The sequence below is a fragment of the Streptomyces sp. NPDC058289 genome (genome assembly GCF_042880975.1).
In the GTDB taxonomy this organism is placed as follows: domain Bacteria; phylum Actinomycetota; class Actinomycetes; order Streptomycetales; family Streptomycetaceae; genus Streptomyces; species Streptomyces stoeckheimensis.
This window is the reverse complement of the sequence record NZ_JBHVYI010000141.1, coordinates 1-14,966: the sequence shown is the minus strand read 5'-3', so window position 1 is coordinate 14,966 and position 14,966 is coordinate 1. Positions and strand designations below refer to the sequence as shown.

Genomic DNA, 14,966 nt, shown 5'->3' with positions numbered 1-14,966 from the left:
GTCGACACCGACGAGCTGCTCCGCGATGGTGTCCGCGGAGGGGAACCTCATGCCCAGGGTCCCGACGTGCTTCCAGTGCAGGGTGCCGTCCGGTGCGATGACGAAGACGGCCCGGCGCAGACCGATCACGGGAGCAGCGATACCGAAGGCGCGGGCCACCTCGCGGTCGGTGTCGGCCAGCAACGGCATCCGCAGGCCGCGGGCCCGGGCGAAGGCCTCGTGGCTGTCGACGCCCTGCGGGCTGATGCCCCACACCTGGGCACCGCACGCGGAGAGCGCCTCCAGACCGTCGGAGTAGGAGCACAACTGCGTCGTGCAGACGGGAGTGTTGTCGCCGGGGTAGAAGGCGAGGACGACCGGGTTCCCGCGCTGCTCGCCGAGCGAGTACTGGCCGCGGACGAACACGTCCTCGCTGAGCCGGCCGCCGGGGAGCGAGAAATCGCCCACCACATCGCCCACGTCCGGGATTCGGGTCACGATGGCCGCACCTCTCTGTCGTCGAGGGGCGTACGGTACCCGGTCGCGCCCGCCGTGTCGCCGCCCGGAGGTCGGGGCCGGGGGGGGGGGACGGCGGGCGCGACCGCGGCTCAGCGCCGGTGCATCGTGTGCAGGGCCTCGAGGAGCACCTTGGGATCGTGGCCGCCCTTGTAGACCGGCGGCGGCTGCCGGTCCAGGTGCAGCAGCCGGGCCACGGCGGTCCACGCGGTGCGCACCGAGTACTCGACGGTGAACACCACGTCGTCGGGTACCTCGGCGTACTGGCCGATGAAGGCCAGGTTGGTGGATCCCTCCGGAACGACCTCGGGCCGGTCGCCGGCCTTGCGCACCAGGAACTGGCTGGTGATGTACGGCATCAGGGCCGGAACCACGACCGAGGATTCCAGGATCTGCTCGCTCTGCGCGAGGCGCAGGTGACCGAGCACCTCGGTGAGGATCTCGCGGCCCGTGCACTCGGCCATCGTCTTGCCCACGTGGTCGCCGGCCTTGTCCGGGAACAGGGCGTACCCCCACCAGACGTAGGTGCCTTCGGGCTGCTCGTGGAAGTGCGGCTGGTGGTTCAGGACGATGGTCAGCAGCCAGCCGGAGTCCTTGAAGGTGATCAGACCGCCCTTGCCGGCCTCGCTGCCGGAGAACTCCTCCATGGCCTTGAAGAAGGTGGGGTCCTGGGTGGTGACGGTGAAGGAGCCCCAGGTGGAGTCCGAGACGGAGGAGTCGAACACCGAAGGGTCGCCCAGGTGGGGACGCTTGGCCGCCAGGGTCTGCCACAGGCGCCACGAAGCGTCCGGCGCGGAGGTGTCCAGTACGGCGGGGGCGTCGGTGGATCCCAGGGTCGAGTTCGCGGTCATCGATCCGTTGGTGACGAACACCAGGTCCTCGGCGGCGACGGGGATCCGCAGGGCCGCGCCCTCCTGCGTACAGGCGAGGGCGGTGACGGTGGTGCCCTCGCCGTCGGCCAGCTCCACGTCGGTCACGGTGGTGTTCATCGTGAACACGACGCCGTTGCTCCGCAGCCAGTTCTGGAGCGGGCGCACGATCGAGTCGTACTGGTTGAAGCGGGTGCGGTAGATGCCCGACATGGTGTCGAAGGTCTTGAAGAGGTGCACGAACCGGTTGAGGTAGCGCCGGAACTCGATCGCCGAGTGCCAGGGCTCGAAGGCGAAGGTCGTGCACCACATGTACCAGAAGTTGGTGGTGAAGAACTCGGGGGTGAAGCAGTCGGAGATGCGCTTGCCGTCGAGCCGGGACTCGGGGGAGGCCACGCACGCGACCAGGTCCAGCCGGTCGCGCTCGGAGAACCCCATGGAACGGGTGTCGACCCGCCGGCCGGCGGAGTCGACCAGGCGGGCCTTGTCGTTCCAGGCGAAGTCCTCGTGGAAGGCGAAGGTGTCCTCGGTGACCGAGGTGCCCGGCGCGTCCAGTGAGGGGATGGAGCGCAGCAGGTCGTAGGTGCACTCGAAGTGCAGCTCGAACATCCGGCCGCCGCGCATGGTGTAGCCGTTCTCGGGGTCTCCCGCGGCGTCGAGGCTTCCGCCGGTGCGGCCCTGGGCTTCCAGGATCGTGATGTCCGAGCCCGCGAACCCGCCCTCCCTGATCAGCAGCGCCGCCGCCGACAGGGAAGCGATCCCGGCACCCACCAGATAGGCCTTGGCCACGATGTGTCTCCTCGCCCTGGCCGCACGTGCCCCGGTCGGCCGTACGGTCACCCACCCAGGCCACCACCCCATACGGCGGGTCGCGACCGGGGTGCGCCATTGGGCGGGCGGGCCGACCGGTCGCGCGGCACTACCGCGGCGTGCTTCCGATCCGCTTGCAAGAGATTTGCATCAGTGGGACTGATTTTTGCGCACCCGACTGGTAGCTTGACCGCGTGAGCACCCAGAGGCTAGCCCAGGTGGCCGAGATGGCCGGCGTCAGCACGACTACGGTGAGTCGCGTCCTGAACGGCAACAGGGACGTCGCACCCGCGACCCGCGAGGCGGTGCTGACGGCCGTGGACGTGTGCGGCTTCGAGCGCCCGGTGGAGTTCCGCAAGGAACGGGCCCAGTTGATCGGGCTGGTGGTCCCCGACCTCCAGAACCCCGTCTTCTCCGCGGCAGCGGAGGCGCTCGCGGGACTCCTCAACGGTCAGGGGCTGGTCCCCGTGCTGTGCACGCGCACGGCCGACGGGGTCTCGGAATCGCACTACGTGGACATGCTGCTCGGGCAGAACGTCGGCGGGATCGTCTTCGTCGGTGCCAGCTACACCGACATAGGAGAGGCCCAGGGCCGCGAGCTGCGCCGCCGTGCGATCCCCGTGGTCCTGGTGAATCCGGCCGACGAGAACCCGGGCGTCGCGCAGGTTTCGGTGGACGACGCCGGAGCCGCCGAGCAGGCGCTGGAGCACCTGTCGGCGCTCGGCCACGAGCGGATCGGGATGATCGTGGGCCCCTCCGGGCATGTCCCGTCGGTCCGCAAACTCGCTGGTTACGCGGCTTTCAACGCCCGGCGCGGGGTCCCGGCCCAGGAGTGGCGGCCGCTGGTCGCCCACGCGCTCTTCTCGATGGAGGGCGGCGCCACGGCGATCGCGCAGCTCCTCCCGCGCGGGGTGACGGCGGTGGTCTGCGCCAGCGACGCCCTCGCCCTCGGAGCCATCCGCGGGGCGCGCCGGCGGGGGCTGAAGGTACCGGCCGAGCTGTCCGTCGTGGGCTTCGACGACTCGCTCTTCATGGTGGCCACCGACCCTCCGCTGACGACGGCCCGTCAGCCCGTCGCCGCCATGGCCTCGGCCGCGGTGCAGTTCCTGGCCGAGCAGATCCGTACGGGCGTGGGCCTCTCCTCGGAGATCCTCTTCGACACCGAACTCATCGTTCGCTCGTCCACGACGCGCCCGTCCATGCGGAGCTGACGGGGGAGCGGGGGGAGGCTCACAGGAAAGAGGGTCCGGCTGTCGCCGGGCCCTCTTTTTCGTGTTCGGCGCTGCCGCCGAGGTGACGGCCGCTCGTCACGATCCGTCACATAGCTGAATCTCCACGCGTGATCTCTTGCGTAACATTATTGACTTTTTGCGTTCACGGCTTCTACTGTCGCGCCATCGAAGCCCGACCCGCTCGGAAGGCCTGTTCGCATGGATGGCATCACCAGACGTCGCGCCCTGTTCACCTCCACCGCCCTCGTGGCGAGCCTCTGCCTCACCGCCTGCGGCGGCGCACCGGCCCCGGCCGGCGACAAGGCCGGCGGGGTGGTGACGATCACGGTCAACGGCATGCCGGCCACGACGCAGGCCGCCGACCGTAAGGACTTCGAGGAGCTCGTCAAGCAGTTCGAGGCGGCCTACCCGAAGATCAAGATCGATGCCCGCGAGGGCCAGATGGACCCCAAGACCTTCGCGGCCAAACTCGCCGGGGGTCAGCTCGAAGACGTCTACTACGTCTACTTCACCGACCCGGCCGGGCTCATCCAGCGCAAGCAGGGTGCCGACATCACCCCCTACCTGGCGGACGTCCCGTACCTGTCCGACATACGCCCCGAGCTCCAGAAGGTGTTCAAGGACAAGGCGGGCAAGACCTACGGCCTGCCCACCGGCAACTACTCCATGGGCCTCGTCTACAACCGCGAGCTCTTCCGCAAGGCCGGACTCGACCCCGACAAGCCCCCGACCACCTGGGAAGAGGTCCGCGCCGCCGCGAAGAAGATCAGCGCGCTCGGCGAGGACACCGTGGGCTACGCCGACTACAGCAAGAACAACCAGGGCGGCTGGCACCTGACGTCCTGGCTGTACTCCATGGGCGGCGAGGTGGCCACCGAGGAGAACGGCATCTGGAAGGCCGCCTTCGACAGCGACGCCGGCCGCAAGGCGCTCCAGACCCTGCACGACATGCGCTGGACCGACCGGAGCATGGGCACCCGCCAGCTCCTGGAGATCGGCGACGTCCAGAAGATGATGGGCTCCGGCAAGCTCGGTATGTACATGGCCGGACCCGACAACATCCCCACCATCGTCAAGCAGTTCGAGCGCAAGTACGAGGAGTTCGGCCTCGCGGCCCTCCCCGGCACGGCCACCCTCGGCGGCGGCGACGGGTTCATGTTCAACCCCAAGGCCACGCCCGAGAAGATCAAGGCCGGCCTGCAGTGGGTCCAGTGGAAGTACCTCAACCCCGACCGGGAGGAGGAGAACGTCACCAAGTTCTCCGGCCTCGGCGTCCCGATCGGTCTGCCCCAGCCCAACCTCTTCGCGGGCGCAGCCCAGCAGAAGATCCAGGCCATCCACACCGCGCACGCCAACGTGCCGCAGGAGAACTACAAGCCGTTCGTCGACCGCAGCCCCCAGGTCGAGGTCAAGGTCGAGCCGCCCAACGCGCAGCAGATCTACACCGTCCTGGACGGCGTCATGCAATCCGTCCTGACCAAGGAGGACGCCGACCTGGACAAGCTGCTCAAGGAAGCCGCCGCCCGCACCGACACCATCCTCGCCACGGTGAAGTGACATGTCCGCACTCCCCACCCCCACGGCCCCGGTCCCGCGCACCCGGCACGTCCGGGGTGTACGCAGCCTCCGGGACCAAGGGCCGACCGGAGCCGAGGGCGGAAACCCGGCCGCGGGCCGACTCCCCGCCACGGGCCGAGCCCGCCGGCTGCGGGAGAACCTCGTCGCCTACCTCTTCCTCTCCGCCGCGCTGATCTGCTTCGCCCTGTTCGCCTGGTACCCGATCGTCCGCGGCGTCCTCTTGGGCTTCCAGCAGGTGACCTTCGCCCAGCCGGCCGAGTGGGTCGGCCTGGACAACTTCCGCCGCCTCCTCGCCGATCCGCTCTTCGCCACCGCCTGGCGCAACACCGGCTACTTCACCCTCCTGGCGCTCGTCTTCGGCTTCGCCGCCCCGTTCGTCACGGCCGTCGTCCTGAACGAACTCCGGCGCGGCCAGTCGTACCTGCGGCTCACCGTCTACCTCCCGGTGATGCTCCCGCCCATCGTCACCATGCTGCTGTGGCGCTGGTTCTACGATCCCGGCCCCGGCCTCTTCAACAACGTGCTCGGCGTCCTGCACCTGCCGGCCCAGCAGTGGCTGGAGTCGGAACACCTCGCGATGGTCTCCCTGGTCCTCGTCTCCACCTGGGCCAACATGGGCACCACGACCCTCATCTACCTGGCGGCCCTCGGCGGCATCCCCGGGGAGCTCTACGAGGCGGCCGAGCTCGACGGGGCCTCCATCCGCCAACGGCTGTGGCACGTCACGATCCCGCAGGTCAGGTTCATCCTCCTGATCACCCTGCTGCTCCAAGTCATCGGCACCATGCAGGTGTTCGTCGAACCCTTCGTCCTCACCGGCGGCGGCCCCGACGACGCCACCGTCACCATCCTGCTGCTGCTCTACCGCTACGCCTTCGTCTACAACGACTTCGGCCTGGCCAGTGCCATGAGCACCCTGCTCTTCGTCGTCCTGGGCCTCTTCGCCGGCCTCTACCTGCGGCTGACCCGGACCAAGGACTGAAAGGAGGACCGCCATGGCCGCCACCGAACCCCGCTCCCGCACGCTCATCGCACCCGCCGAACTGACCCGGCCCGTCGGCCGGTTCCTGCACCGCTTCGTCCTGGGTGCGACCCTGACCGGCTTCACCCTGGCCTTCGTCTTCCCGCTCTACTGGATGACCACCGGCGCCCTCAAGACCTCCGCGGAGCTGGCGCAGCCCCATCCGACCGTGCTCCCGAGCAGTTGGCACCCCGAGAGCTACACCGAGGCCTGGACGAACACGGGGCTCGCCGGCTACTTCTTCAACACCGTCCTGCTCGCCTTCGGAGCCCTGCTGTTCCAACTGGTCATCGACGTCTCCGCCGCGTACGCGCTGTCCAAGCTCCGCCCGGTCCTGGGCAACGCGGTGCTCGCGATGATGCTGGCCACCCTGATGCTGCCGGTCTCCGCGCTGCTCGTACCCGCGTACCTCACCGTCGTGGACGTTCCCCTCGTCCACGTGAACCTCATCAACACGCCGTTCGCCATCTGGCTGCCCGCCGCGGCGAACGCCTTCAACGTCTTCATCCTCAAGCGGTTCTTCGACCAGATCCCCACGGAACTGCTCGACGCCGCCCGGATCGACGGCGCGGGCACGGTGCGGATCCTCGTCTCGGTGATCCTCCCGCTGTCGCGCCCGGTGCTGGCCGTGGTGTCCATCTTCGCCGTCGTCGGAGTCTGGAAGGACTTCCTCTGGCCGATGCTCGTCCTGCCGGACGAGACCAAGCAGCCGGTCACCGTCGCCCTCAACCGCCTCGCGGAGTTCATGCCGGCCAACCAGCTCCTCGCCGGCATGGTCATGGCGAGCGTCCCGCTGCTGGTCCTCTTCCTCCTCTTCCAACGGCACATCATCTCCGGCCTCACGGCGGGAAGCCTCAAGGGCTGACCACGCCCGGTCCTCCCGGCACTGCCGGCCCTCCCGGTGACATCCCCACCTCCCCACACCGGGTCTCCCACCCCTTCTCGACACCACCCCCTCGACACCACCCCCTCGTCACCGCCACAGCGACGGACCGCCGCGGCGGCCCCCACCGCGCCCTCCCGCCCCCGCGCGCGGGGCGCGCCTTCAGAAAGGACACGCCGCCGTGTCTTCTCCCCGAGGAACCCGCACCAGAGCCGCACGCCTCATCTCCCCGCTCCTCCTCACCGCCTTGGTCACCACCGGCCTCACCGGCACCCTCGCCACCGGCTCCTACGCGGCCGCCGTCACGCTGGAGGCGGAGTCGGCCGCCCTGTCGGGTGGCGCCCGCGCCGAGTCGGAGCATTCCGGTTACACCGGCTCCGGCTACGTCGGCGGATTCACGGATGTCAACAAGGGTTCCGCTTCGGTGTCCTTCGCGGTGCAGTCCGTCTCCGCGGGTACGGGTTCGGTCGCGTTCCGGTACGCCAACGGCACGGGCTCACCTCAGACGCTGAGCCTCTACGTCAACGGGGTCAAGGTCCGGCAGGTGTCCCTCCCGGCCACCGCGAACTGGGACACCTGGGCCGTCCGGGAGGAGCCGATGCCGCTGGTGAACGGCGCGAACACCGTCGCGCTGACCTTCACCACCGCCGACTCCGGCAACGTGAACCTCGACGCCATCACCCCCACCAACCCGACGACCACGCCCACCGACCCGCCGCCCGGCTCCCTCAGCCACCAGGCCGAGACCGCCTTCGCCTCGGGCGGCCCCGCGACCGCCTCCGCCATATCCGGCTTCAGCGGAGCCGGTTACCTCACGGGCTTCACCGCCACCGGCGCCCGCGCCGTCTTCTCCGTCTCCGCGCCCGCCGCCGCCACCCGGCAGGTGGCCGTGCGCTACCGCACCCCCGGGGCGAACGCCGCGACCATCACCCTGACGGCCAACGGAGTCCCCGTACGCCGGCTCACCCTCCCCGCCACCTCGGGAGCCTGGGCCGCCTTCACCACCGACGCGCCCCTGCGGGCCCAGCTCAACACCCTCACCCTGCGCACGGAGACCGGGGACAGCGGAGACCTCCAGCTCGACGGCATCGACGTCACCGGATCCACGCCGAACGCCGCCCGCGGCGCGAGCCTCCCGTACACCGTCTACGAGGCCGAGGCGGGCGCGACCAACGCCTCCGTCACGGGCCCGGACCGCACCTACAAGACCCTGGCCTCCGAGGCATCGGGCCGGCGGGCCGTCGTACTCGACCAGACGGGGGAGTACGTCCAGTTCACCCTGGCCAAGGCCGCCAACGCCGTGACCGTCCGCTACTCGATCCCGGACAACGCGGCCGGCACGGGGAACAACGCCACCCTCAGCCTCTACGCCAACGGCGCCCACACCAAGGACCTCGCCCTCACCTCCAAGTACAGCTGGGTCTACGGCGCCTACCCCTACGGCAACGACCCCTCCCAGGGCGACGCCCACCGCTTCTTCGACGAGACCCGCACCCTCACCGGCGAGTTCCCCGCCGGCACCGTGCTGAAGTTCCAGAAGGACGCCGGGGACACCGCCGCCTCCTACGCCATCGACCTCGTCGAGACCGAGACCGCCCCGACGGCCGCCACCATGCCCGCCACCGGATTCGTCTCCGCCACCACCCTCGGCGTCACCGCGAACGACGGCGGCGACGACACCGGCGCCCTGAACGGCGCGCTGTCCACGGCCACCGCCCAGGGCAAGGGCCTGTGGCTCCCCGCCGGTACGTACGACCTCTCGGGATCCGTCAACCTCACCGGAGCCGTCCTGCGCGGCGCAGGCGAATGGCACACTACCCTGCGCGGCAAGAACGGCAAGGGCGGGCTCTTCGGGCGCGGCGGCACCAGCACCGTGCAGGACCTCGCCCTCACCGGAGAGTCCGACCACCGCGACGACGCCAACAGCGACGCCGCCGTCGAGGGGGACTTCGGCTCCGGCTCCACCCTGCAGAACCTCTGGATCCAGCACAGCAAGGTCGGCCTGTGGATCGACGCGCCGACCCGGGGCCTGCTCGCCACCGGCCTGCGCATCCGGGACACGTACGCGGACGGGGTCAACCTGCACAAGGGCACGTCGGGCAGCGAGGTCTCGCAGAGCAGCATCCGCAACACCGGCGACGACGCCCTCGCGATGTGGTCGGAGGCCCAGGCCGTCACCGACTGCGTGCTCCGCTTCAACACCGTCCAGCTCCCGCTGCTCGCCAACGGAGCAGCGATCTACGGCGGCAGCGGAAACCGGATCGAGGACAACCTGGTCTCCGACACGGTCACCGGCGCCGCCGGAATCGCGGTCAGCACCCGCTTCGGCATCCCCTTCAGCGGACCGGCGACCGTCCAGCGCAACACCATCGACCGGGCCGGCGGCTACGAGCCCAACTGGGCGAGCAAGCTCGGCGCCCTGTGGGTGTACGCGGACACCTCCGAGATCACCACCCCGGTACTCCTCCAGGACAACGACGTCCTGGACAGCACCTACAGCGGCCTGCTCGTCTCCTGGCAGAAGAACGTCGGGAACCTGACCGTGCAGAACACCAGGATCGCCAAAGCTGGCGGCTACGGCATCGAGATCAACGCGGCCGGCGCGGGCGCCTTCAGCGGAGTCACGGTCACCGACGCGGCCTCGGGCGGACTGAGCCTCGCCGGCGGGTTCACCGTCAACCGCGGAGCCGGCAACTCGGGCTGGTAGCCCGACCGCAGGGCCTCCCCGTACTCCCGCCCTCCCCGGAAACCGGGGCCCGGTCACTCCGACACCCCGCCGACCGGGCCCCGCACCCCAGCGCCACTCCCACTCCGCGCTCGAACCCGCGGACGCCCCCGAACCCACCGCACGCACCGCACCAGGAGACCCCGTGACCCAGCCCGTCCCGCCGCCCCCCGCAGCCTCCCCCTGGTGGCGGCACGCCGCGATCTACCAGATCTACATCCGCAGCTTCGCCGACGGGAACGGCGACGGCACGGGCGATATCGCCGGCGTCCGCGCGCGGCTGCCCTACCTGCGACAACTCGGCGTGGACGCCCTCTGGTTCAACCCCTGGTACGTCTCTCCCATGGCCGACGCCGGCTACGACGTGGCCGACTACCGCGACATCGACCCCCTCTTCGGCACGCTCGCCGAAGCCGAGGCGCTCATCGCCGAGGCCCACGGCCACGAGCTGCGGGTCATCGTCGATCTCGTGCCCAACCACTGCTCCGACCAGCACCCCTGGTTCGTCGGGGCCCTCGCCGCCGGTCCCGGATCCGCCGAGCGCGAGCGCTTCTGGTTCCTGCCCGGGCGCGGAGAGCACGGCGAACTGCCGCCCAACGACTGGCACTCCTACTTCGGAGGCCCGGCCTGGACCCGGATCAACGAGGCCGACGGCACCCAAGGCCCCTGGTACCTGCACATGTTCGCCCCCGAACAGCCCGACCTGAACTGGGAACACCCCGACGTCGCCGCCGAGTTCGAAGACGTCCTGCGGTTCTGGCTCGACCGGGGTGTCGACGGCTTCCGCATCGACGTGGCGCACGGCCTCGCCAAGAAGCCCGGCCTCCCCGATGTCGGCGAGAACCCCGACCCCACCGACCTGCCCTACCAGGACGTCGACGCCGTCCACGCCGTCTACCGCGACTGGCGCAAGATCCTCGACACCTATCCGGGCGACCGCGTGTTCATCGGCGAGGTCTGGCTCCCGGAGGCCGAGCAGTTCGCCCGCTACCTGCGCCACGACGAACTGCACTCCGCCTTCAACTTCGACTACCTGTGCTGCCCCTGGGACTCCGGCGCCCTGCGGAAGGTCGTCGACGCCACGCTCGCCTCGCACGAACCGGTCGGCGCCCCGCCCACCTGGGTGCTCTCCAACCACGACACCATCCGCCACGTCACCCGCTACGGACGCGCCGACACCTCCTTCGACATGGGAGACAAGCGGCTCCTCGACCCCAGCGACGACGGACTCGGCCGCCGCCGGGGCCGCGCCGCGGCCCTCGTCTCCCTGGCCCTGCCCGGAGGCGTCTACATCTACCAGGGAGACGAACTCGGCCTGCCCGAGGTCCAGGACCTGCCCGACGAACTCCTCCAAGACCCGACCTTCGTCCGCTCCGGGGGCGCGGACCGGGGTCGCGACGGCTGCCGCGTCCCCCTGCCGTGGGAGCCCTGCGGACCTTCCCTCGGTTTCTCCGCCCCGGCCGTCGAGGACGCCCCGCCCGAGTCGGCCGCTCCCTGGCTGCCCCAGCCCGAGCGATGGGCCGCCCTCAGCGCGGCGGCGCAACAGGAGGACCCGTACTCCGTCCTCACCCTCTACCGCGAGGCCCTCGCCCTGCGCGGCGCCGAGCTGGCGCGGCTGCCCGAGACGCTGGAGTGGGTCGATGCGGGACCCGACACCCTGTGCTTCGACCGTCCCGGCGGCTTCCGCTGCCTGACCGCCTTCGCGAGCCCGGTCCCGCTTCCCGGCGGCGCCCGGGTGCTGCTCGCCGGCGGCCCGCTCGACACCGGCGCGGACGGCGGCCCCGTACTGCCCCGGGACACCACGGTCTGGCTGCGCATGCCCGGGTGACCCCTCGGAGGCCCATGGCGCGTGGCATCCGCATCGTGAGATGTGGTGCCACATGTCGGCGGCGGCGTGCCAGACTCTCCCGCATGCGCCAGCAGAAGATTAGCGCCGGCGTGCCGGCCCGGAGCTGAACTGAGACCATCCCAGCAGCCCACCGCCCGCACGCAGACCTCTCGCATCCGCGAGGGGTCTTCTTGTTTTCCGGGACCACGCACCTCCGCCCCAGGACAGGAGCCCACCTCTCATGACCCGCAGCGATGTTCTCCCCGCCGTCGACGACGCCGTGCGCACCGGCGACACCGTCTGCCACGCGCTGACCATCACCGTCCGGGACGGCGGCCACGCCCTCACCCGCATCTCCGCCCTCCTCAACAACCTGTCCGTCAGGACGCTGTCCTTCAGGGCCGCCGACGGCGGCGGACTCGCGGTGTGCGAGATCGTGGTGCCCGAGGCGGACTCGCCGCGTGCCCAGGCGAAGCTCCGGCGCTGCGTCGAGGTGGTCGAGCTGAGCGCCCACCCGGCGGGGGAGACCCGGGCCATCTGAACAAACCGCCCGGATTACTTGACTGACCGTTCCAATACCTCGTAGAGTACGGGATGTGGCCAGGACCAAGGAATTCGATCCGGACGCCGCGCTGCAGTCGGCTCTGGAGCTGTTCTGGCGGCGCGGCTACGAGGCGACGTCGATGGCGGACCTCGTCGAGGAGCTCGGCATCGGGCGAGCCAGCATGTACGCCACCTTCGGGAACAAGCGCGAGCTCTACCTGAAGGCGCTGGACCGCTACGGCGAGAACCGCGACCCCAGCCTGCTGCGCGAGCTGTCCCAGCCGGGGCCCGCGCTGCCGGCCGTGCGTACGGTGGTACGCCGCTTCGCCGCCGAGTCGAGCGCCGGTGATCTGCGGCAGAACGGCTGCTTCGTGACCAACACGGCCGCAGAGCTGGGTGCGCACGACCCGGCGGCGGCACGCAAGGTGGAAGCGAGCTGGAACCACATCGAGACCCTGCTGCACTCGGCGCTGACCCGGGCCCAGGCCCAGGGCGAACTGCCCGCGGACCGCGATCCGCGGACGCTCGCCAGCATGCTGCTGGTGCTGATGCAGGGCATGCGCGTCGTGGGCAAGGCCTCCGAGGACCCGGCCCGGGTACTGGCCGCCGCGGAGCAGGCCCTGACCCTGCTCGGCTGACCGGCCGTAGGACTGCATGACACCTCCCTTCGGGGAGGTTCTTTTAAGGCTTTATTCTGGAACGTACGATCCAGTTCACATCATGAGGGGGAGTCATGGCCGTCACGCAGACCACACGGACCACACGCACCACCGAGATGCTCACCGCGTCCGGATCGAGGGCGGCCCGCCCGGCGCCCGGCCCGGCCTTCGCGCTGCTCGGCACCGTGCAGATGACGCTGATCTTCGCGCTCACCTCGCTCATCGTGCCGCTGCCCGCGATCGGCCGCGAATTCACCCTGGGCCGCGATGACTTGATGCTCCTCAGCGCCGCCTACGGACTGAGCTTCGCGGGTCTGCTGCTCTTCGGAGGCCGCCTCACCGACCGGTTCGGCGGGCGCCGGGTACTCACCGCCGGACTGCTCCTCTTCGCCGTGGCCTCCCTCGCCGCACCGTTCGCCCAGGGGGCCGGGACCCTGCTCACCGCCCGCTTCGCCCAGGGGGTGGGCGCCGCGCTCACCGCACCGGCCGCCATGGCCGTACTGCGGGCGGTCTTCCCCGAACCCGCCGCGTTCGGGCGGGCGATGGCCACCTGGGGCGGGCTGTCGGTGCTCGGCGCGACGGCCGGGAACCTGCTCTCCGGGGTCATCTCGGCCCTGAGCACCTGGCGGCTGTCCTTCGCCGTCCCGGTCGCCGTGGCCGCCGCCGCACTGCTCCTCGCTCCCCGGCTGCTGCCCGCCACCCCGGAGGGTGAGGGCCGCTCCCTGGACCTGCCGGGCGCCCTGCTGGCCACCGCCGGAATCAGCCTCGCCAGCTACGGCTTCGTCCTCACCGACGTCCAGTCCTGGGGATCGACGAGCGTCCTGGTCACCCTGCTCACCGCGGCCGCTCTCCTGCTGGCCTTCCCGCTCGTCGAGCGCCGGGTCCGTGACCCCCTGCTCCCGCTCGGATTCCTCCGCGACCGGCGCCGGGGTCTCGCCCTCGCGGCCATCGGCCTCACCGCCGCCGGTACCGCGCTGACCTTCGTCCTCCTCTCGCTCCACCTCCAGCAGGAACTCGGCTGGTCGGCGCTGCGGACCTCGGCCGCGTTCCTCCCCTTCGCGGTGGCGCTCCTGGTGGCAGGCCGGGTGGCGGGTCCCCTCGTGGGCCGGTACGGCGCGCCGCGCGTCACCACCGCAGGCCTCGTGGTCGCCGCGTCCGGGCTCGCACTCCTCGCACTCACCGGCCTGGCCGCGCAGATCCCGTACGCCTACGGACTCCTCCCCGGCCTGCTCCTGCTGCCCGCCGGAGCGGCGGCCACCTTCGCGGGGGCCGCGGTCCTCGCCACCGACGGGGTGGCGCCCCACCAGGCGGGACTCGCCGGCGGGGTCATGAACACCGCGATGGAGCTCGGCCCGACGGTCGTCTTCGCCGCCGTGCTCTCCCTGGGCTCCGACACGGTCTCCCTCGCCGCCACCGCGGTCGCCTTCGCCGCAGCCGCCTTCCTCAACACCCGCATCAAGTAACCGACGCAAACGAGCAAGGGAATCACCATCATGTCCGCACGTTTCACCGGCAAGAGCGTCCTCGTCACCGGAGCAGGCTCCGGCATCGGCCGGGCCATCGCCCTCGCCTTCGCGGCCGAGGGGGCCGCAGTGGCCGTGGCCGGCCGCACCGCAGCGCTGCTCGACGCGACGGTCGAGCTGATCGAGAAGGAGGGAGGCAGGGCCGTAGCGGTGACCGCGGACGTGACCCGTACCGAGGACGTACGGGCCATGGTGCGCCGCACCGTGGAACAGTTCGGCAGCCTCGACGTCGCGGTCAACAACGCGGGCGTCTTCCGGGGCGGCGGCCCCGTCGCCGACCTCCCGGAAGAGGACTGGCGCAGCATGCTGGAGATCAACGTCACCGGCGTCCTGCTCAGCCTTCAGGCCGAGGTCACCGCCATGCGCGACCAGCCCGCCGGCGGGGCGATCGTCAACATCTCCTCGAACCTCGGCGCACACACCCGCATCCCGGGAGTCGCCGGCTACCTCACCACCAAGGCGGCCGTCTCCGCCCTGACCCGGGCCGCCGCCCTGGACCACATAGCCGACGGGGTCCGCATCAACGCGGTCAGCCCCGGAGCGGCCGCCACCACGATGTCGCTCCGGCCGGGCGAGAGCGATGCGGACCGTGCCGCCCGGATGAAGGACGAATCGCCGCTGGGCCGGGTGTCCTCCACCGCCGAGGTCGCGGCGGCCGTGCTCTACCTGGCATCGCCGGACGCCGCCTCCGTGGTCGGAACCGACCTGGTGATCGACGGTGGCGCCGCCGCCTGACGGCCGCGAGGACCGGTCCGCCGTAGGGCGACCCGGTCCCGGAAACGACTTCGGCCCCCTTGACG

General features: G+C 70.8%; 12 protein-coding genes. 10 read left to right on the top strand and 2 right to left on the bottom strand.

Annotation, left to right across the window (positions count from 1 at the left end):
- Both ACFVX6_RS38600 and ACFVX6_RS38595 read right to left on the bottom strand, forming a co-directional pair.
- On the bottom strand, positions 1 to 477 hold a 477-nt coding region (locus ACFVX6_RS38600), incomplete at its 3' end, for a peroxiredoxin family protein (protein WP_389699263.1).
- 110 nt (positions 478 to 587) lie between these two features.
- On the bottom strand, positions 588 to 2,153 hold the full coding sequence (locus ACFVX6_RS38595; RefSeq protein WP_389699262.1) for an oleate hydratase: 1,566 nt from the start codon (positions 2,151 to 2,153) through the stop codon (positions 588 to 590).
- Between the two features lie 215 nt (positions 2,154 to 2,368).
- Here ACFVX6_RS38595 and ACFVX6_RS38590 point away from each other — a divergent pair, with 215 nt between their 5' ends.
- The 10 genes from ACFVX6_RS38590 to ACFVX6_RS38545 all read left to right on the top strand — a co-directional run bounded on the left by ACFVX6_RS38590 (position 2,369) and on the right by ACFVX6_RS38545 (position 14,901).
- Entirely contained in the window at positions 2,369 to 3,385 is a 1,017-nt protein-coding gene (locus ACFVX6_RS38590) for a LacI family DNA-binding transcriptional regulator (RefSeq protein ID WP_389699261.1), read from the top strand.
- Between the two features lie 219 nt (positions 3,386 to 3,604).
- Positions 3,605 to 4,963 carry an ABC transporter substrate-binding protein gene (locus ACFVX6_RS38585; RefSeq protein WP_389699260.1) on the top strand — a complete coding sequence of 453 codons (1,359 nt, stop codon included), beginning with the start codon at positions 3,605 to 3,607 and terminating at the stop codon, positions 4,961 to 4,963.
- A gap of 1 nt (position 4,964) precedes the next feature.
- Complete coding sequence (locus tag ACFVX6_RS38580; RefSeq protein WP_389699259.1) at positions 4,965 to 5,966, top strand: carbohydrate ABC transporter permease; 1,002 nt, start codon at positions 4,965 to 4,967, stop codon at positions 5,964 to 5,966.
- Between the two features lie 13 nt (positions 5,967 to 5,979).
- Entirely contained in the window at positions 5,980 to 6,870 is an 891-nt protein-coding gene (locus ACFVX6_RS38575; protein ID WP_389699258.1) for a carbohydrate ABC transporter permease, read from the top strand.
- Positions 6,871 to 7,069: 199 nt separating this feature from the next.
- Positions 7,070 to 9,595, top strand: coding sequence for a carbohydrate-binding protein (locus ACFVX6_RS38570; RefSeq protein WP_389699257.1), 2,526 nt, complete (start codon positions 7,070 to 7,072; stop codon positions 9,593 to 9,595).
- A gap of 163 nt (positions 9,596 to 9,758) precedes the next feature.
- Positions 9,759 to 11,441, top strand: coding sequence for a glycoside hydrolase family 13 protein (locus ACFVX6_RS38565; RefSeq protein ID WP_389699256.1), 1,683 nt, complete (start codon positions 9,759 to 9,761; stop codon positions 11,439 to 11,441).
- Between the two features lie 241 nt (positions 11,442 to 11,682).
- Positions 11,683 to 11,982, top strand: a complete 300-nt coding sequence (locus ACFVX6_RS38560) for a hypothetical protein (RefSeq protein WP_389699255.1) — start codon at positions 11,683 to 11,685, stop codon at positions 11,980 to 11,982.
- A gap of 55 nt (positions 11,983 to 12,037) precedes the next feature.
- Entirely contained in the window at positions 12,038 to 12,622 is a 585-nt protein-coding gene (locus tag ACFVX6_RS38555) for a TetR/AcrR family transcriptional regulator (RefSeq protein WP_389699254.1), read from the top strand.
- A gap of 137 nt (positions 12,623 to 12,759) precedes the next feature.
- Positions 12,760 to 14,106 carry an MFS transporter gene (locus ACFVX6_RS38550; protein WP_389699264.1) on the top strand — a complete coding sequence of 449 codons (1,347 nt, stop codon included), beginning with the start codon at positions 12,760 to 12,762 and terminating at the stop codon, positions 14,104 to 14,106.
- A 30-nt stretch (positions 14,107 to 14,136) separates the two neighbouring features.
- A complete protein-coding gene (locus ACFVX6_RS38545; RefSeq protein ID WP_389699253.1) occupies positions 14,137 to 14,901 on the top strand; it encodes an SDR family NAD(P)-dependent oxidoreductase in 765 nt (254 codons plus the stop codon).
- Positions 14,902 to 14,966 lie beyond the last annotated feature (65 nt).